Genomic DNA, 20,291 nt, shown 5'->3' on the forward strand with positions numbered 1-20,291 from the left:
CATTTAATCTCACCCGCATAGCAGGCGGTTTTTAGTTTCAGGCACTAAAGTACCTTCAACTTGTTAAAACATAATTATAGATTAAGAATGTGTTTCTTAATCCATAATTATTAAAACTTTGCCTATTATTTAAGCTGATAAAAATAGGAATACTCTGGAGCTTATCTACCTTATATTTATCTCAACACTTTAAATTTCCATATGTATTGTATTATAAATATTAATTTACACAAGCTTAACATTTCATTCTCTCATTTCACTTTACTGGGAATATATATCTGAGAATTCAACTGCGGCCGATTGGATAATCCGATTATCACCATTAAAGAACTGGTCACTGATTTCGTTAGCTGCAGTTTCCTCATAACAGCTTTTAGATTTACTTAATGGGAATAATACTGTAAAAACGCTGCCTTTTCCAACTGTACTATTTAATAATATTTCACCATCAAGAGAGTTAGCAAGAAGTTTGACAAGGTGTAGCCCTAGGCCAGTACCTTCAGCTTGACGTGACAAATTACTATCAACCTGTCCAAAACGTTCAAAAATAGTTTTTTGTTTGTCTAGAGGTATTCCTAACCCCTCATCTTGTACATCTATAGAAATCATATCTTTATTTTTATATTTCCTTGTAGAAAGGGTTACAGTAATTGATTTTCCACCTGGAGTAAACTTTAAAGCATTAGATAATAAATTAAGTAGAATTCGTTCTAGCTTTTCCTCATCAGAATAAATATCCTTTCTTGATAAATTAGTATTGAATTTCAATATCACATTCTTTTGCTGTGCATATAATTGAACTGAATTTACAATTGTCTCAATAACATACACAATGTTAAAATAGTTTTTATTCATCTTTAAGTGGCCTGAATTTATACGACCAATATCAAGTAAATTATTAACCAAACGAAGTTGCCTATTAACATTTTGCTTAACAGTATTTAAATATTTAGCCACCTTTTCAGTTAGATCCCCTTTGTACATCAAATCAATTGCCTGCAATGCCAAATTTATAACTGATATAGGAGTTTTGAACTCATGAGTCATAAGATAAAAAAATTCATCCTTAGACTTTATTATTTTTTTAAGAGCTTCATTTTTCCCCTTCTCTGTATTCAATAGTTTTTCTTGTTGAGCTTTAATCTCTTCCTGATTCTTTATGAATTCTGAAACATCATGGTAAGACACCACTACATAAGCCAAGTCATCTTCTTCATCAAAAATAGGAGTAGCATTGACCTCTACAATCTGAATTTTATGGTGTTGTCTAATAACTATTCTTTCGTTCTTAACTTTTTCACCTTCAAATGCCCGCCTTGTTGGAAAATTATCTGGAAGTATAATATTATTATCTAAATCGTAATACTTGAGACAATCATCAGCTTCTTTTATTGTTCTTTGAGTATTTAATTCAGGATATAATTCACGTGCTGCGGCATTTGATAGAATAATATAACCTTCTTTATTATAGACCTGAAAAGCATCAGGCATATTTTCAATTATAGTTTCTAACTGATGTTTACGCAGCTTTATTATTTTATCTTTCTCACTTTTCTCAATATTATTAACTTTTTTAAGGATATTCATAACATTACCTCCAATTATGATTTATTGTACTAGTTGCTAATTTTTTGACACTACATTTTTACCATACACGAATAATTCCACAATGGCTTAAGTAATCAATTGTTAAACTACATAAAAATAAAAGCTAAAAAACAGGTATATATATTAAAACAAAACATATATTTTGTATAATTTTGTCGAAGCGTAAATGTAATTTATATATAATTTAATTGAATTTTCTACATACACATTATATAATAACTATATAATATATATACATAAAATTCATATTTGAACTTAATATTACATTTATCCATGAAATATTTTCATATTTTTTAAGTATATGTTATGGTAACTATACAAAATATATGTTTTGACCAATTAATGTTGATTAAATAACTATATTAGTAATAAATTTAAATAATTGGTGGTTAGTCTTGCTTCAAATATCCTAAATTTGTACTGGAATTAAACATAAAGAATCTTAATATTGTTTCAACCATCGAATTCATGTCTTAGTGTTTCTATTCAAATTCAAAAAATATTAGATAGCACATTCTCATCGTATTTCCATACATTTCTTTACCTGAATCCTTACTTTTAGCGCTGCATATATTACGTACTACCTGTTATAATTAATATATTGTTAAGACTGTAAAACCACTTGCTGTGGAAAAAATTCAGAACTTTGATATTTATGGAATAATAGGCCACATACTAAAATCAATATCTAGTATGTGGCCTTAGTTAGTAACCAATATAACAACATTATGACTTTATTTATATTTTAAACTTATGTATAATTTCATCAAGCTTTTGACCCATTTCTGCCTGGATTTGCGCTGAATTCGCCACTTGTTCTATGTCATTAGCAGCTTTGTTAATACTATCTTCTATGGTTTCTGCATCTGCAGATGACTTCTGTGCAGTTTCTGCCATATCCTGTACTGCTTCACTAACTTGATTTACAGTTGCCGCAAGCTCCTCTGCCATAGATGCTATTTCATCTGACATTGCACTTATAAAATCCGCATCATTATTATACTGACCTGCTACATCTTCAAAAGCCTCTAATTGCGGACTTACATTTTCTTTTATGAATCCTAATATTTCATTACTGTTGTCAGAGAGATTTTTAAATGCTTCATGAACTTTTACTATAGTATCCTGAATACCTGTTACTGCCTCTGAAGATTGTTCTGCCAACATTCTTACTTCTTCTGCTACTACTGCAAATCCCTTTCCCTGTTCTCCTGCTCTTGCAGCTTCTATAGCCGCATTAAGTGCAAGTAAATTTGTCTGTTCCGCTATGCTTCCAATAGTGTCTGCCATAACCCTTATAGTATCCACTATTTTGCCATCTTCAATAGCTTGTAACATTTTCTGTCTCTTTTCTTCATATAATTTCTGTGTTTTTTCTATTGCTTTCTTTCCTTTTTCCTGTATACTAGTAGCCCTTAATTTAGCCTGGTTGGCATTATTACTTCCTTCCATAGCCTTTCCTGATAATTCATTGATACTTGAATCAACTTCCTCCATTGAAGCAGTTATTTCTTCAGTTACCGTGCTGGTTGTCTCTATTGCACTTACCATACTTTTTGTTCCGTTATCAATATTTTCAAACTTACATGTTAATTCCTGGATTGAGGCAGAAAACTCTTCACTTGATGAACTTATAATTTCTGAGCTGTTAATTACTTGTGACATAAGATTTCTCATACCTTCAGATGCCTTATTTAATGCTTCAATTACTTTTCCTATTTCATCTGTAGTATCCACATTAATTGTTTGAGTTAAATCAGCATTTTCAAGAGCTTTTGAAAAAACCAATACTTTTTTTAGTTGTTTAGATATATACATAGCTAACACTATGCCCAAAAAAACTCCTAATATTATACCTATGAAAGTTATAATAATTGAGATATGAAGTACATGTTGAGAACTAGTATTGATTCTTTCATATGTCTGTTTTGATTCATTCTGATTGAAAGCGATTAGCTTATCCAGTGAATCAACCATTGGCTCTTCTGCTCCTTGGACTTTCAATACCAATGGCGTTACTTCATCATATTTTCCATCAATCATTAATTGTATTAATTGATTACGAAAATCTAGGTAATTTTTCCTACTATTTTGATACTGAGTAAATATTTGTTTTTCTGCATATGTTGAATCTGCATTTTCATTCTCATATTCTTTAATAGCATTACTAGTTGATGTATCAACAGCCTTTATCTTTTTATTAATTTGTTGTATTTGTTGTGAATCTTTTTCACTTAACATGCGAGTTAAGTTTAGTTGATTGTCTTTAAGATTTTCCTTCATAGTATGTAAATTGTCTATTGTCTTAAGATTACCGTTAAAAATATCATTAATATTTTGTCTATCTGTTTTAATACCATATGCTCCAACTGCCCCAACAATTATAATAAATACTGCTACAAACAAAAAACATGCTACTAATTTTGTTACCATTTTTAAGTTTTTAAACCATGCCATAATATTTTAAGCCTCCATTAATTTACTAATGTTCTTATGTCCTTAAAATATTCGACATATTTTTATATATTCCTTTTCTATTCTACATGTTCATATAAAATTAACTTACATCGATCTTTCCTAGTTTAAACGAAACTCGACCTCTAGTTTTCTAATCAGCCAAAATAAAAAACTTCCTGTAAAGAAACTACAGCAAATTATGTTATATCCTTTAATTTCTCAGCTTTATTAGGCTAAGATATGTACTATCTATACTCTATAAATTTATATTTACCTTAGCAACTTTCAGTTAATCTGTCCTATATCTCCCTTTAGACTCTTATACAGACCCATTTGTGAAAGAGAATATATAGCTAGTGCCATCCATATAAAACCAAAACTCACCATATCCACAGCCGTAAAACTTTCATGATACACAAAAATTCCAATAATCAGGCTTATGGTTGGGGAAATATATTGAGTGAAGCCAATCACTGACATAGGGAGCCTTTTTGCTCCACTTGCAAAAAGCAGTAGTGGAACCGCTGTAACTACACCAGAGCCTATAAGAAGAAGTATTACTACTGCACCTTCGCGCTGAAAAGCACCCACGCCACTAAACTGCCTTAATGCTATATATGCTAGGGCAATTGGAGTAATTATAATTGTTTCCAGGGTTAGGCCAACTACAGAATTAGCTCTAACAAACTTCTTCATTGCACCATATAATCCAAAGGAAATAGCTAGTCCTAATGAAATCCACGGAATTTTACCATACTGCAAGGTTTTAATTATGACACCAATAGAAGCAGTAAAAAGCGCAGCTCCCTGCCAATAATTCAGCTTTTCCTTGAAAATTGCTATACCCAGAGCCACTGCAAATAATGGATTAATATAATACCCTAGACTTGAATCTACAATCTTATCCGAATTAACAGCCCAAATATATAATCCCCAATTAAACGTAATCAGAATTGATGCAATAAAGATATATAACATTTGTCTCTTATCTCTAACTATACACTTAAATTCTCCCCATTGTTTAGTTAATGCAATAATTATAACCATAAATACAAAAGCCCACACAATTCTATTAGATAAAATCTCTATTGAAAATACACTATTTATCAACTTCCAGTATATAGGCAAAATACCCCATAATGTATATGCAGCAACTGCATATATCACACCGGCAGTCTTTTTATTACGCATCTACTTTCCCCCTCTATTTATCTTTCCTTCGTAAATCCATTTTTTCATTATACAATAAATTTCTATTCTTTTCATAAGTTTTTAGAGATACTTTTTAAAACACAAAGCAATTTTTAAACTTAAAAAATCACACGTGAAGTCTCAAAAGATTAGAAGAAGATTTTTCTCTAGTATTCAATGGATGGCCATTAACCATCGCCGACTGATATTTTATAGTACACCCTACTTTAATGTTTCAAATATATATCCTTTTGCTTTAAAATATTCTATTACTTCTGGAAGCGCTTGTACCGTAGTAACTTTAGCTGGTGCATCATGCATTAACACAACTAGATGTTCTTGGTTAGCGTATCTCTCTACATTACTAACTAATTTGTCTACAGGTACTCTATTATATTCAGCATCACCTGTTAAATCATTCCAATCCACATAACGATATCCATCTCTTTTTGCTTCTTCTCTAAAGGGTTCCAATTTTTTACCAAAAGAACCTCCTGGAAACCTTATAAGTTTTGAATTATAATTACTGCCCAGAATAGACTTTAATACTTCATTACATTTATTCACATCACTTATAAATACTTTTGGATCTGAGTATATATAACTCATGTTATGGGAATAAGTATGATTCTCAACTACATTACCTTCTGATGCCTCCTCTTTTACAATATCTTTATTTTTCTCCGCATTTTGTCCAATCAAAAAAAATGTAGCTTTTATATTAAAATTTTTTAAGATCTGCAATATTTTAGGAGTATTATTTGCTGAAGGTCCATCATCAAAGGTTAAATAAACCACCTTCCTCCCATCTGATTTATATGGATTGAATTCAATTAAATCTTTTGTATTAACAGCCTGCACTTTACTTTCTCTCTTATTAACATATTTTTCAATCTTCTTGTTATTATCAGTTTTTGTCCAAAGCAATTGCCTGCTGCATATTTCTTCTCCTATGATAAATCCAATTAAATACAAAAATAAAAGTAATACCCCGATTATCAGTGTACTCCTTTTAGGTATTTTGTATATCTTCATAAATATACCATGCCCCCTATGTTTTACTAATACAAATTATACATCTTCTAATTTATACAATCTACTAATTTGTGTTAATTTTATTTAATTATTAATTACAGAACAGTTTGCCCTGATATTATGATACACAGACGCACAGATATGAAGTTTAAAAGTGCACAGGGTCATTTGTGCGTACCTTCCATATTGAAATTTGAATAAAAATTTTTTCCCATGGTAACACTAATTTTTAGAAAGGAGATATAAAATTATGAAAAGTAAGCCAGATGATAGAAGAGATAATGTAGATAGAATTCAACATAACATTAGTAATAATATTGAAAATATTAGACTTGCAGAAGAAATGATTGAAAAAACAGATGATGAAAAAACAAAAAAAACACTCATAGAAAAAAATAAGAGAAGAGAAAGATCTCTTAATTCTCTAAAATCAGAAATTAAAGATGAAGCAATAGACAAAAAGAATGAATATAAATAAAAACTGCACATATCCACTATCGCCTGTAGGTAGCTTAAATAGCTGTTTGCAGGTGATTGTTTTTTGATGAGTAATGGTAAATTCACATAGTCATGAAACTAAGATTGCTAAATTTTTAACATAAAGAAAGCACCAAATCCATTAAGTTATAAGTATTTAATAAAAATAGTTGGGAATATTAATCTTAATGATTACTTTTATATTGGAGGTTATATGAATGACAAATACTACAAAAATGCCATTAGTTTCATCAGAAATATCAGGTATTTGGAACTCTTATATGGGTGAGAATCTAGTTCTACACTTGCTTAAATATTTTTTTAACAGAGTTGATGATAATGAAATTCGTGCTATTTTGGATCACACCCTAAATTTGTCCAATGAACGTATTAAAGTATTGACTAACTTATTTAATCAGGAGAAACTACCTTTACCAGAAGGTTTCACAGATAATGATGTTGATATAAATGCTCCACGTTTATTTACTGACACTCTCTACTTACAGTATGTATTATACAAGGCAAGGTCAGAAATACGCAGCTATAGTATGCTTTTAGATCGTATAGCACGTTCTGATATTAGAAATTACTTTTCAAAATGTATTCGAGAAAGTATTGACCTTTGTAACAAATCTGCAGAATTGAGCTTATCAAAGGGTATTTTTATTAAGGCGCCTCATATAGAAGTATCTAAAGAAGTTCAATATATAAAAAGTAATAATTTTATCTTAGATAGTTTTGGAAAAAAGAGAGCTTTATTGGCAGATGAAATAAATCATATTTTTTGCATCACCAATGATACTATGATAAGAAAAGCTTTATTAGTTGGTTTTGGCCAGGTATGTAAAGACAAAAAAGTTTCCAATTATATATCAAAAGTTACAGCCCTTGCAACTAAACAACATAATGACCTAACCTCACTCTTAATAGATGAAGGTATTCCAATTGGAAGTTCCTCAGATTCATATGTAACTGACTCCACAGTTTCACCCTTTTCAGATAAGTTTATGTTAAGTAAAATTTTTATAATGTATAGAATAAAGATAGGCAGTATAGGTATGGCACTAGCCGATACAATGAGAAGTGACTTAAAGACTATTTATATGAAATACCTAGATGACATTATGAAGTATTCTAAAGATGGTGTAGACATTATGATCGACAATAGATGGCTGCAGCAGCCTCCACAAGCAATAAGACATGAAAATCTCGCAAAGGTTTGATATTTTCAAAACATCTTAATTCTTATTATTCAAATATGGTCATATTCCATACACTTTAAATAATTAATTAATAAGAAAAAGATCTTAGAAAGCCTTTTTCTTATTAATTTTACTGTCCTAGATTAACAAAACATTTTAAAATAAAATAGTATCTATAATTTCTAATTACCTGTAAATAAATCTTCATAATTCTGTAATAATTCAAGTGGTTTTTTCTCACCAAATAGCTTATATCTTAAATAGTCATCCACAAATACACAAAATGGTACTAGTATAAACCATAATATTGCATATGGTATACATATCTGTCCATATAAATTACCCCATGTATCAGAATAATCCCATATATTAAGTTTTAGCCATACATTTAATACCATGCCTGAAGTAAATTCCAAAATAAGTATTATAGCAGTGCCTATGATGCACTCCTGCCACATTTTACGGTCATAGAAAGCTGGATGTTCATTTAATCTACCTATTAAAAAGGCACTTATTCCTCCCACTACTAACATACTTATATGAGTCCATCCACGCCACATACCTTCAAGAACCATATATAACGCACCCATTATAAATATTAAAATTATATCCTTATATACTTTATTTTTCACTTATATCACCCTCTATATTAGAATAACTGCACCTAATTTACAGCATTTATTTCATCTATATTAGTGAAGTTACCAATATATACCTATGATGAAGTGATTCTTAAGTTCAGATGGAGTTTTGTCATAAGAAATACTTTTCTCCATCTGGATCTTTTCCAGACTTTATCTCTTAGCAATTATATATTACTTTATTATTCCATAGAATACTTTTACCGCTAGTCCTAAAGACATAACTATAAATATAGGCTTTATCAGTTTAACACCTTTAGCCAAGGCTGCTTTTGTTCCAACTCTGGCACCTATAACCATAGAGATAGCCACAGGTATTCCAAATGTGTAATTAATTTGCCCATTAATGACAAATACCATTAATGAAGATATGTTGCTTATAAAATTTAAAACTTTCCCATTTCCGGCAGCACGTACAAAATCAAACTTAAATATATAAATGAGTCCAAATATTAAAAAGGAGCCTGTCCCAGGACCAAAGAATCCATCATAAAAGCCTAGTCCAAAAGCTAACAAAATACCTAAAAATATAGATTTTTTATTTAGTTCTTTAAATTTATCCTCCATCCCCACAGTTTTAGAGAATATACTGTATGTACTCACTATTAGCAGAAGTACAAATACTATAGTATTCAAATATTTAACACTAATGTTTAGTACAGTGTGAGTACCTATTATAGATCCCACTAAAGTAAAGGGAATTAGAAATTTTAATATTTTAAAATCTACTTTATCGGATTGTGCAAATTTTATGGAGCTAGTAAAAGAAGCACAACTTGATGAAAATTTATTTGTGCCAAGTGCCAGATGCGGGGGAATTCCAGACATTAAAAAAACTGGAAGGCTTATTATACCTCCTCCTCCTGCTATGGAATCTACAAAAGCAGCAATAAATCCTCCAATACACAAAAATATAATTTTTACCGTCATAACAATTCCCCCATTTAATTTGTAAAGACTCACGGACATTATATAACCTACATGTAGATTATACCATTAAGTCCTTATTTCCAACAAATATTTGCTTCTTTTCTTGGCACAGTTCTCAAATATTCCACATTAGGATATCCTATTACCATACATGATACTATTTGTTTTCCCTGCTCAACTCCCAGAAAACCTCTGATCTTTTCATTCATTTGTGCAGCTCTTGTAAAAAAGCCACTGAAAAATGTTCCAAGTCCTAGAGCATTTGTCATAAGCTCCATATTTGAAGAGGCCAATCCCCCATTAATCTCTAAGTTAGCTGTTACAATTATTACTACCGGTGCATTAAAAAATAGTCTATCATTCAATCTAGGATTTTCTTGGTATTCTTCATACATCTCTATCCAAATTGGAGCATACTTCTTATATATCATTGTCTGAGGACCTAAATTATCTAATACCTTTTCTCCCATTTCCTTTAATGCTTCTAATGTTAGAGATTTAAGCTTTTGCAGTCCTTCTCTTACAACTATATATGAAACATCTTGCAGATTACTTGCAGTTTGAGTAAATCTTCCAGCCTCAATGATTTTTAATATTTTTCCTTCCTCAACCTTTTTGTCTTTAAATTGTCTTATAGTTCTCCTGAACTTAATAAAATTTAATAAGTTATCTGGATCCACACTAAATTCTTCTTTGTTATAACTCTTTACATCTTCCATATTATACTCATCAGTAACTACTGCATCTTTAGGGCACACAGCAATACAATGTCCACATTTAATACAGGCCGTATTATTAGCCTTTGCTTTACCATCAACTATTTCTATATCCTTTAGAAAACAATCTTGAGCACACTTTCCACAACCAATACATTTTTCAACATTTACTTTCATCATAATAACCCACTCCTCTTGAAATCACGCATAAAGAATGACTTTCTTTATGGCACAATTTTTTTATTTATTTTACGAATAAAAAACCTCTTTAAATTTAAAGAGAATAAAAAACATTGATATTAGGGTTATTATACCACAAAGCAGGAAACTAGTATTAGGGCCTAAATATTGAGCTACTGTACCTGCAAATAAATTTCCAATTGGAGTTGTTCCAACAAGCACCAGACTATAAACACTTACTGTTCTTCCTCTATATTCATCACTTGAATTTATTTGAATTGTAAAATTAACTGATGCCATAAAGACTATATTAAAGAATCCATATACTATTAATATAAATATAGAAACATAATATGTATGAATGAAACCTTGAACTATTAAACACATTGATAAAATTAAAGCACTAATACATATTATATTTGATCTTCTTTTTGTATTTGAAGCAAATTTTATAGATCCGATTAGAGCACCTATACCAGAAGCCGATAGAAGTGTACTATAAACTCCAGCAGATTTATGTAAAACTTCCGTCACATAAACAGGTATAATCACCTCATTATTAAATGCAAAAGTGCCAACGAAAAGCATTGATATTACTGCAGCAAGTATTGTCTTTTGTGACTCAATGTATTTCAAGCCATTTATAATATCCCCCATAATATTACATCTTTCCTTTCTTATACTTGCATAATAAGACTTAATGTTAATTAATCCTATAATAACAGCTATAAAGCTAAAACCATTAATAAGAAAACAAAAAGTAGGTCCCAATTTAAGTAATATAATACCCGAAAGTGCAGGCCCTAATATTCTTGCTATATTTACAATAGTAGAGTTCATTCCTATAGCACTTATTAAATCATCTTTGCCTACCAATTCTATAAAGAAGGATTGTCTTGTGGGCATATCAAAAGTTTGAACAATACCATAGATACCTGCTAATATTAAGACATGCCAATATTTTATATGTCCTGACCATATTAATGCAGCAAATACAAATGCCTGCATCATTTGTAGAAATTGTGTTATTAATAAAAGCTTTTTTTTAGGGAATCTATCAACAAAAACACCTGCAAAAAGAGAAAACAGCAGCATTGGAGCAAATTGAAAAACTCCTAAAATTCCAAGTAAAAATGCTGATTTAGTAATATTATAAAAAACCCACTGTTGGGCTGTTCTTTGCATCCAAGTCCCCATAAGAGATACACATTGTCCAGCTAAAAAATATCTGAAATATTTATGCTTTAAAGCCGGAAAACCTTTACTAATTCTATTTGATATTTTCTTTACTAGCAGCTTTTCTCCCAGCAATTCTCCCACTGATATCACTTAAATTTCCTCCTAAATTTTAGTATTGAAAAACTAACACATAATTTTTATTTTAAAATTGAAGTGTAGTTTACAAACTAAACATTTCAATAATTCTATTATATTAAGAAACACAGAAAAAGTAAGACCCTATAAGACTAGTAAAATCTAGTTATACAGTGCCTTATTCTTTATATTTCATAATTAAAATAACAATAAACTTTACCGATACATAAAAAATCACTTTATTTTCTTGTAGATTTTTTACTTTGTTCCGTATATGACCCATCAACAAAACTACTATTTATCCACTTTTTATAATCCACACTTCCAGTTGCAAGTTTAGCTTCTTTTAAGAAATCCTCTTCCGATTTAAAAGCATTTATAGCTTCTTCTGTAATCTTAGGGTCCTGATAAAATTTCTTATTTGGATAGTTTAACTTGACCGCTTCTACAGTCTGCTTTGTCCCTTCTGCAAAAACCTTAATGGCTTCTTCATAATTATCGTCAGCCCACCTAGAAGTTGCAAGGTCAACCTTTAATAATCTTTTTACCAGCGCAGGGTGATTTTTCACAAAACTACCATTAGCGGAAATAGCACTGGGGGTTGACCATTCTGGGTGTTTTGAACCGTCAAGAATAATCCTTATACTACCAGTGTTTAGTAAAGGAGCAAAAGTACTAAGACCTTCAACAACCGCATCTATATCTCCTCGAATTAAAGCAGGGCCAGAAGCATCAAAAGCTAGATTAACTCCCTGAATATCATTTAAGGAAAGTCCTTCTGCTTTTAATGCTTTAGCAATAGTTGCATGTCTCATTGTTCCAGTTAAAAAAGCAACTTTCTTCCCTTTAAGATCTTTAACTGATTGTATTGGAGAATCTTTTTTAACAGCAATGTAGGATGCTCCATTTTTATCAAAACTCGAAATTCCTATCAAGTTTACATCTGCCCCTGAAGCCGCAGTACGTACAGCTGGATCGGTACCGGTATAAGCAATATCCAAACTTCCAGTTGCTAGAGCTGTCATAACGCTTTGTCCGCCATCAAAAGTATGATACTCGATTTTTATACCATCTTTTTTAAACTCATCATCTAATAGTTTTTTTTGTTGGCTTAAGATGAATTTGAAATGTCCCGGAGCTGTACTTCCAATTCTTATTACATTAATCTTTTCTTCTACTTTATCACTTTGCTGTGCTCCAGCATTATTTTGCACTTCAGTATAAAATAAAGTGCCTGCTACTACTAAAGCAATAACAACAATAATCGATACAACCCATATGGATTTTCTGCTTTTTAACATTATTTATTCATCTCCCTCTATAATCTTTAATATATTGACTCATTCTCTCAGGTTTCCCTGATTACCAAAGTAAAATTTATGGGTATAATTAACCCGTTGAGCTAGTCAAATTATTAAATCATTGATTAATCTAAACTGAATTTTTAGGCTCTAGTAAAAGTGTACTGGCACCTTATTAATTTTAATCTCATAATTTTGATGCATACGAATATAAAATAAATATTAATTATTCAACATTTCTATAAATGCCTCAAGTCGATTCTGCGTTTGCTCATTTCCTTCCAATAATCCTAATTCTGCAACTTCAATATTGATTGTTGGGACTCCTGTTTCTTTTTTTACAATATCAGCAATCATACGTGAAGAAGCAGATTGATAATTACATCCCCAGTTATATCCGCAAACCACACCATCAGCTTTAGATTCACGAACCAAATCAATAACATATTGGGCTCTCTGTTCTGTAGGTTGCTCATATTTATATGATAATATGGATTTAGCAATTTCTTCATAAGGATCCCCATACTCTACAACATCTGCATATATCTTACTTAAATGATCGTCTGTACCAACGATAACACCTCCTTTTTCTTCCACAAAATCAGCCCTAAGTCCAAAACATGATCCAACGGAAAGAATTTTAACAGGTTTATCTGGCAAGTCTGCACCTTTAATTCCCTTACTAACTCTTTCTTTAACTTCCTTATTAGCTTGCTCTAAAAATTCCGTACTAGCTAAAGAATCACCACGATCAAATCTCCCTGAAGTAATGATGCTAGATAAATCTGTACTTATAACAGGAAATTTTTTTGCTTTCCATATACTTTCCACTGTTTCACGAGCTAATTTACGCCCTCTATTTTCCAGTTTTATTTCTTTCCACAAATCCTCATTGGTAATAGTAACACCCCTTAAATCACCCAGCTTTTTTACTAATTCATATATCAATTCAGCAACATACTCAACAGTCCATTTCTTATCTCTGGTTACTGGAAAATCTATAAAATGCAAAGGAATATCTTTGATACTCGTTCGATAGGACTCAAGAACATAAGCAATATCCGTGCATCGCAAGCAAAGATACGGTGCAATTAGATCTACAGGAACAAGTTTTTGACGGATTGCTTCAATTGAACCAATAGGGTTATTACAACATTCTATAGAGATGGTCTGACGTCCTGATTCCATGATCTTCATTGCACGTCTACCTGCCGCTCTTACATCCAGACCTTCTTCCATATCTCTTGCCCATCCTCGTAGTGGTCCTGGAACAACTGGAATAGCCCCTGCAGCGAAATAAGGATCAACTGTTTGTCCTCCCTGTACATGAACTATTGGAGTCCCATTGGAATGAGCTTTTAATAAACGATCTCTGAAAGTTAGATTCAAATATGAATGTTTAATTCCACTAAAAAATTGAACATCTCTGGATAACCGACTTTGATAATTTTTTTCAAGACTATAAGCATAGGGAAATCTGATAGGGGCCTTAACCGTCATAAAATCCCAAATTTCTTCTGAACTTACATAAGTTCCATCCTTGAAATGAATTCCAGGGGTTTTAACAAACTCTTCTTTTATACTTTGTGGAAATTTGAAAACATTTTTTGTTTTTAATTCACTACTCATTTTACTTTCTCCTTTTTAAAATTTGATTTTGTGTTATTTAGAAAGTTACATCCCCATCTTGTGTCTTCCAAGATGTAGCTTTTTTTTCTATCCAAACAAGAGAATAATTAAGAATTACTCCTAATATAGTAAGAACTAAAATTCCTGCATACATTTGTGGAATTCTATACGTTAACTGTGAATTTTGAATAAGGAAACCAATTCCTGATTTGGCACCAAGCATTTCAGCTGCAATTATGGACATAATTGAAGATTTAATACCCAAACGAACTCCAGTTACAATGGATGGAAAACTTGCTGGAAATATTATATTTTTTAAAAGCTCTCTATCAGATGTTCCCATTGATATTGCCGATTTAATTAATAAAGGATCTACACCCTTTACTCCGCTAATAGTATTTATTAAAATAACCCATATTGCTGCATTAAAAGTCATTGCAATCTTTGATGCTTCTCCAATACCAAGTAACATAATAAATACCGGAAGGAGAGCAAATTGGGAAGTATTACGTAATCCTTGAATTAATAAATCCATAATCTTTTCGAATAGACTATAGCGTCCCATAATAAAACCTAAAGGTACAGCTACAATAACTGCAAACAAAAACCCAATAAAAGCCCTAGAAATGCTGGCAATAATATTAGTTTGTAGTTCTCCTGTTAGAATAAGATCTAATAATGCACGAACCACCTTCGAAAAAGGCGGAAAGAAAATAGGACTAAGAATCCCAACTCTCGGAGCAATCTCCCATATAAGAAAGAACAGCACTACAAGAGGAACTCCTAAAAGAAAAGAACCAATTTTTCCTTTTAGATTAATGATCTTACTTAATTGACCACTGGATTCATCCAAAATAATGTTAGAATTTTCATCATAAGAGATATTATTTTGTTCTTTCCCTATTTTATTTAACATATTTTCTCCTCCTTTATCTTCCATTATTACTTGTAGACAATTTCCAATCTTTTTGAGCTTTATTAACCTCATCCTTTAAAGCTTCCCAAATTTTATGTCTATAAGCTCCAAATTCCCTACTGGCTCTAATATTTTCTCCTCTTGGTCTTGAGAGATGAATATCAATGATATATTTCACTCTGCCAGGCCTTGCAGTCATAACAACTACCCTGTCGGCAAGAAAGATGGCTTCTTCTATACTATGAGTAACAAAAATGACAGTATTTCTTATCCCTTCCCAAATTCTTAAAAGTTCCTCTTGAAGTAACTCTCTCGTTTGAGCATCAAGGGCGGCAAATGGTTCATCCATCAATAATACCTCAGGATCAGTAGAAAGGGATCTTGCAATTGCAACACGCTGCTGCATTCCTCCAGAAAGTTGATAAGGCAGCCATTTATCAAAACCACTTAATCCGATGAGTGATATCAACTTTTTTGCCTTTTCTTTTCGCTTTTCAGAATCAACTCCTCTTATTTCTAAGGGGTATTCAATATTTGATATAGCCGTTCTCCATGGTAGAAGAGCATATTGTTGAAAAACATATCCTACTTGAGGATCAGGACCATTTATTTTCTTTCCATCAAGAAATACATTTCCACTGGATATCTTGGTTAATCCTCCAACCATATCAAGAAATACAGACTTGCCACATCCGCTGGGACCTACGATTGTGATAAACTCTCCTTTTTTTATAGAAAGATTCAAATCTTTTAAAACTTGAATTTCTCCTGTTTTATTATTATTTAAATAAATTCGTTGATTAGCTTTAAGTTGAAATTTCTTTTCAATATTTTCTGCTTGTATTTTTATCATTTGCCCGCACCCCCCATACTAAACAATATTGAGAGTTCTTATTTTTAACATTTCTACAAAAGCTTCAATTCGTGTCCCTATAGCTCCATAATCTGAACCAGCATATTCGGTATGAATCTCTAAAAACGGAATACCGTCATTTTTCAAAACATTTTTTGTCTCATTTGCCTTGAAAGTAAACGAATCACAATATCTTAAAGTGTGAAATAAAACTCCATTGACTTCAAAATCTTTGATAAGTCTACGAATATTTTTTAACCTTCTGTCTGTATCACTCTTAAGATGAGGCAAGGAGGCATGAGTATACCTTAATATATAAGCATCGCTTATTCCCTCAATACTAGGTTCTTCTATTTCTGTATCAAAATAAGGTGCAAAACCTGACCAAAGATCATCAATAACAATTCGTCCTCCCTTTTCCTCAATTATATCTAGAATTTTCCTATCTCCTGGTGGAATAATACTTCCAGAAACAAAAATTCTTGGATCTTCTGCTGAAACTTGTTTGCTAGGTACAGCATCTGTAAGTTCCACCAGAAGTTCTCTTAATAAACCTAGATAGATTTCTTTATTAAGATAATATCCTGCTTGGACGACCTCATATACCTCTCGCCAGGAAATTGGTGCACTAGGTTCAGCTTGCCATTTATAAAGCTCTTTAACCAATTTACGAATTTCTTTATAGATCTCCACCGATTTCTGTAATTTTTCTTGCTCAATTTTTTTCCCTGCAATTTTTTCTAATTTTTCTGTGAACGCTTTAATCTCATTACGAAAATAAGTTTTACCTGCGGGGACATCAAAATTATAAGGAACTCCAATTATCTCAGTGTTTATAGAAAAATAATGCTTTATTATCTCCGCAACACGATATAACTGCTTGCAGGTGACGTCTACTACTACTACATCTGTATTTTTTATGTACGGATCGCTGCCCTCTGAAAAAAGTCCTATCACCTGGCGGGTAAAAACACAATTCATTACTGAAATATAGCGTGCTCCTAATTCCACCAGACGATCGTTTCCTCCAGTACCTAAATGTATAGGAATCAAATCCAGTGCATAAATTAATTCCTCAGGAACATTATAATTTAACCAACCAACGACTTTTCTCCCTTCAACCCTGGCCTTCTCCAGTTCTGCAGAACGATGCTTTACCGCCTCATTTATTTTTTTAAGTGTCAACAAACTCATTTTTTCTCCTTTCTGCTTCCTTTATTAATTTTGGAATGTCAATTTTTCTTGTTATAATATCACAGGATATTCTTAAACTTTGTCCAATTTTTTTAACTTTTTCCATGAATTTTGTGCCAGAACAGCCGCACCGATTGCCCCCACCAATTGAGGATCCTTTTCTGGAGGAGCAATCTTAATTTTCAACACATCTTCCAATGCTTTTCTCATCCCTATATTCTTTGCTACCCCCCCAGAGAAAAAGAGATCAGTTTCAATCCCTACCCTTGAAAACATACCACTGATTCTATTGGCAATGGCATGATGAATACCGACAATGATATTCTCCGCTTTTTCACCACGTGCTAACAAAGAAACAGTTTCCGACTCCGCAAATACGGTGCAGGTGCTGCTGATAGGCAATATTTCAGTTGCTTTTAAAGATAATGGCCCCAATTCATCCAAGGTCACTTTTAATACATTTGCCATAACTTCAAGAAAACGCCCTGTTCCTGCAGCACATTTATCATTCATAGCAAAATCTGTTACATTACCGTGTTCATCCAATCGAATAGCCTTACAATCTTGCCCCCCCATATCGATAATAGTTCGGGTTTGTGGATGAACATAATTGGCCCCTTTAGCATGACAAGTTATTTCAGTAACGGTTTTATTGGCATAAGGTGCAGAAATCCTGCCATATCCTGTAGCAACAATATATTTTAAATTTTCACGCTGAAGGCCTGCATTTTCAAGGGCAGTATTTAAAACATTCAGTCCATTTTCCTCAGTGTTAGGTCCAGTACGAAGTATACTAAACCCAGCAATCTCTCCATCCACCAAAATTACTGTTTTTGTTCCCAGTGAACCAACATCCACTCCTGCAAAAGCTGTTACATTTGACATTTTAACTCTCTCCTCGTTATAATATATTATTTATAGTTAAGCCCCAAACTTTGAATATTAGCATATCAATATTTTTGCTGAATAGTTTAATACCTTATAAATTAGTGTTAATATAAAAAGACTTAATCCTCCATATCAAATTTTAATATGAAAAATTAAGCCTCTTATATATTAAGTTAGCTTACGTTTAATTTGAGCTTTAATTAAATAGACTACTAAATCTAAATCACAAATTAAAAATCGGCACTTTATCAACATACGTTATATATATGAATTTTGTAACGTATATAATACAGTATAAATATTAAACTGCTCTTCTTAAATTCAATTTTTAACGCTTATTGTATCTTACAATAATAATATAAATTATCAATGTCAATATTTTATTTTAATTTATTTAAAATAAAATATTAACGTTAAAAATGATTATTTCTAACGTTAAAAATCAATCTTTTTCATTGCAATATTATTTTATATTAGGTATAATATATTTGCATAAAATTAGGAGGTATTAATTTTGAAAGAAAATAAAATTACCATCTCGCATATTGCCGATAATCTTGGAATATCTAATATGTCAGTAAGTAGAGCATTATCTGGCCAGTCGGGGGTAAGCGAAGAGTTAAGAAATAAAATACTAGAAAAAGCCAGAGAACTAAAATACACAAAATGTAAAAAAACATCTAGTGTAAATATATTAGTTCTTCATAAAAAACCTTTAATTAATGACGTTACTGATTTTAGTATTAAAGTTCAGAGTATAGAAAAAATACTTCAACAAACACGTGCACAATGTGACCTGGAATTTGTTGATAAGGATAGGCAAGATAAAATGTATCTCCCCTATAAATTATCTAGAGGAACACAATATGATGGTGTAATCTTACTCGGAAGATTCAATCATGAATATGTTGATTTTATAAATACTAAAATCAACAACCTAGTCATATATTCAGGTTATTCCCCATCTTACGACTATGACACTGTCTGGTTTAACTTTAGTAACAGTGCCTATAAACAATGTAAATATTTAATAGAAAATAACCATAAAAATATAGGTTACTTAGAAGATATGCATGAATTATTTCGAAATAAAGAAATACTCATGGGAATAAGCACTTGTCTGGAAGAAAACGGTATTAAAATGAAAAATGAATTCTTTATAGATATGAAAAATGATTACAAAGATAAAATCATTAAATTATTCAATAAAGAAAATAGACCAACTGCAATGATATGTAATACTGACTTTGCTGCCTTAGAGCTTATAAAAATTTTTCATAATATTAATATTAACGTACCAAAAGATGTATCTATTATAGGTACAGGAAATACGCAAATTTCATCACTGACTGTACCATCCCTCACTACTGTGGATTTAAATATTGAGTATTCTTGTGAAGTTGTTGTAGATTTATTATTAAAAAAGATTAATGATCCCTATAAGCCCAAAGAAAACATCTCAATATATACATCTCTAATTGAGAGAGATTCTGTAAGAAAAATTTAATTTCATAACTTTGGGAGGTAAATTTCATGACAAATAATATAATTTGGGATTTTATAAAAAAATATAAAATTTCCTATATTACAGGAGTATTCTTTATGATTTTATCTTCTTATATACAATCACTATTTCCAAAAGTGCTGGGAAAAATAATTGATATTTTAAAGATAAACAGTTTTAGTCATGACCACCCCTAAAAGAGGTGGCTTGCTCAGCCCTATAAGGGCGTAATACTTCCAGCGCCTAAATGACGCT

18 protein-coding genes are annotated in these 20,291 nt (G+C 31.4%); 4 read left to right on the forward strand and 14 right to left on the reverse strand.

Features of this window, described 5'->3' with window-relative positions:
* Window positions 1-261: 261 nt before the first annotated feature.
* From ACJDU8_RS22810 to ACJDU8_RS22825, 4 genes are all read right to left on the reverse strand, one after another.
* Window positions 262-1,587, reverse strand: a complete 1,326-nt coding sequence (locus ACJDU8_RS22810; RefSeq protein ID WP_406794485.1) for a sensor histidine kinase — start codon at window positions 1,585-1,587, stop codon at window positions 262-264.
* A gap of 759 nt (window positions 1,588-2,346) precedes the next feature.
* A complete protein-coding gene (locus tag ACJDU8_RS22815; RefSeq protein WP_406794486.1) occupies window positions 2,347-4,065 on the reverse strand; it encodes a methyl-accepting chemotaxis protein in 1,719 nt (572 codons plus the stop codon).
* A gap of 285 nt (window positions 4,066-4,350) precedes the next feature.
* Entirely contained in the window at window positions 4,351-5,256 is a 906-nt protein-coding gene (gene rarD, locus ACJDU8_RS22820) for an EamA family transporter RarD (RefSeq protein ID WP_406794487.1), read from the reverse strand.
* Between the two features lie 222 nt (window positions 5,257-5,478).
* Window positions 5,479-6,291, reverse strand: coding sequence for a polysaccharide deacetylase family protein (locus ACJDU8_RS22825; RefSeq protein WP_406794488.1), 813 nt, complete (start codon window positions 6,289-6,291; stop codon window positions 5,479-5,481).
* A gap of 250 nt (window positions 6,292-6,541) precedes the next feature.
* Between ACJDU8_RS22825 and tlp the strand changes: the two genes are divergently transcribed.
* Window positions 6,542-6,769, forward strand: a complete 228-nt coding sequence (gene tlp / locus ACJDU8_RS22830; RefSeq protein WP_406794489.1) for a small acid-soluble spore protein Tlp — start codon at window positions 6,542-6,544, stop codon at window positions 6,767-6,769.
* A 217-nt stretch (window positions 6,770-6,986) separates the two neighbouring features.
* Window positions 6,987-7,991, forward strand: a complete 1,005-nt coding sequence (locus tag ACJDU8_RS22835; protein ID WP_406794490.1) for a DUF3231 family protein — start codon at window positions 6,987-6,989, stop codon at window positions 7,989-7,991.
* Window positions 7,992-8,152: 161 nt separating this feature from the next.
* Here ACJDU8_RS22835 and ACJDU8_RS22840 read toward each other — a convergent pair whose 3' ends face one another.
* From ACJDU8_RS22840 to ACJDU8_RS22885, 10 genes are all read right to left on the reverse strand, one after another.
* Window positions 8,153-8,602: a putative ABC transporter permease gene (locus ACJDU8_RS22840; RefSeq protein WP_406794491.1), complete on the reverse strand. Its 450-nt coding sequence runs from the start codon at window positions 8,600-8,602 to the stop codon at window positions 8,153-8,155.
* 183 nt (window positions 8,603-8,785) lie between these two features.
* On the reverse strand, window positions 8,786-9,541 hold the full coding sequence (locus ACJDU8_RS22845; protein ID WP_406794492.1) for a sulfite exporter TauE/SafE family protein: 756 nt from the start codon (window positions 9,539-9,541) through the stop codon (window positions 8,786-8,788).
* A 74-nt stretch (window positions 9,542-9,615) separates the two neighbouring features.
* Window positions 9,616-10,437 (reverse strand): nitroreductase family protein, encoded by an 822-nt coding sequence (locus ACJDU8_RS22850; protein WP_406794493.1) that lies wholly within the window; start codon window positions 10,435-10,437, stop codon window positions 9,616-9,618.
* Between the two features lie 69 nt (window positions 10,438-10,506).
* Complete coding sequence (locus tag ACJDU8_RS22855) at window positions 10,507-11,766, reverse strand: MFS transporter (RefSeq protein ID WP_406794494.1); 1,260 nt, start codon at window positions 11,764-11,766, stop codon at window positions 10,507-10,509.
* Window positions 11,767-11,990: 224 nt separating this feature from the next.
* Window positions 11,991-13,052: an aliphatic sulfonate ABC transporter substrate-binding protein gene (locus ACJDU8_RS22860; protein ID WP_406794495.1), complete on the reverse strand. Its 1,062-nt coding sequence runs from the start codon at window positions 13,050-13,052 to the stop codon at window positions 11,991-11,993.
* A gap of 222 nt (window positions 13,053-13,274) precedes the next feature.
* Entirely contained in the window at window positions 13,275-14,681 is a 1,407-nt protein-coding gene (locus ACJDU8_RS22865; RefSeq protein ID WP_406794496.1) for a 2-hydroxyacyl-CoA dehydratase subunit D, read from the reverse strand.
* A gap of 37 nt (window positions 14,682-14,718) precedes the next feature.
* The gene (locus tag ACJDU8_RS22870) at window positions 14,719-15,597 is read right to left on the reverse strand and encodes an ABC transporter permease (RefSeq protein WP_406794497.1); all 879 of its coding nucleotides are present in this window, start codon (window positions 15,595-15,597) and stop codon (window positions 14,719-14,721) included.
* A gap of 13 nt (window positions 15,598-15,610) precedes the next feature.
* Complete coding sequence (locus ACJDU8_RS22875) at window positions 15,611-16,450, reverse strand: ABC transporter ATP-binding protein (RefSeq protein WP_406794498.1); 840 nt, start codon at window positions 16,448-16,450, stop codon at window positions 15,611-15,613.
* Between the two features lie 18 nt (window positions 16,451-16,468).
* Window positions 16,469-17,644 (reverse strand): 2-hydroxyacyl-CoA dehydratase subunit D, encoded by a 1,176-nt coding sequence (locus tag ACJDU8_RS22880; RefSeq protein ID WP_406794499.1) that lies wholly within the window; start codon window positions 17,642-17,644, stop codon window positions 16,469-16,471.
* A gap of 72 nt (window positions 17,645-17,716) precedes the next feature.
* The gene (locus ACJDU8_RS22885; protein ID WP_406794500.1) at window positions 17,717-18,529 is read right to left on the reverse strand and encodes an acyl-CoA dehydratase activase; all 813 of its coding nucleotides are present in this window, start codon (window positions 18,527-18,529) and stop codon (window positions 17,717-17,719) included.
* Window positions 18,530-19,046: 517 nt separating this feature from the next.
* Between ACJDU8_RS22885 and ACJDU8_RS22890 the strand changes: the two genes are divergently transcribed.
* Entirely contained in the window at window positions 19,047-20,039 is a 993-nt protein-coding gene (locus ACJDU8_RS22890) for a LacI family DNA-binding transcriptional regulator (RefSeq protein WP_406794501.1), read from the forward strand.
* Between the two features lie 26 nt (window positions 20,040-20,065).
* Window positions 20,066-20,233, forward strand: a complete 168-nt coding sequence (locus ACJDU8_RS22895; RefSeq protein WP_406794502.1) for a hypothetical protein — start codon at window positions 20,066-20,068, stop codon at window positions 20,231-20,233.
* Window positions 20,234-20,291: the final 58 nt, after the last annotated feature.

The organism is Candidatus Clostridium eludens, assembly GCF_045310515.1.
Taxonomy (GTDB): Bacteria; Bacillota; Clostridia; order Clostridiales; family Clostridiaceae; genus Clostridium_B; species Clostridium_B eludens.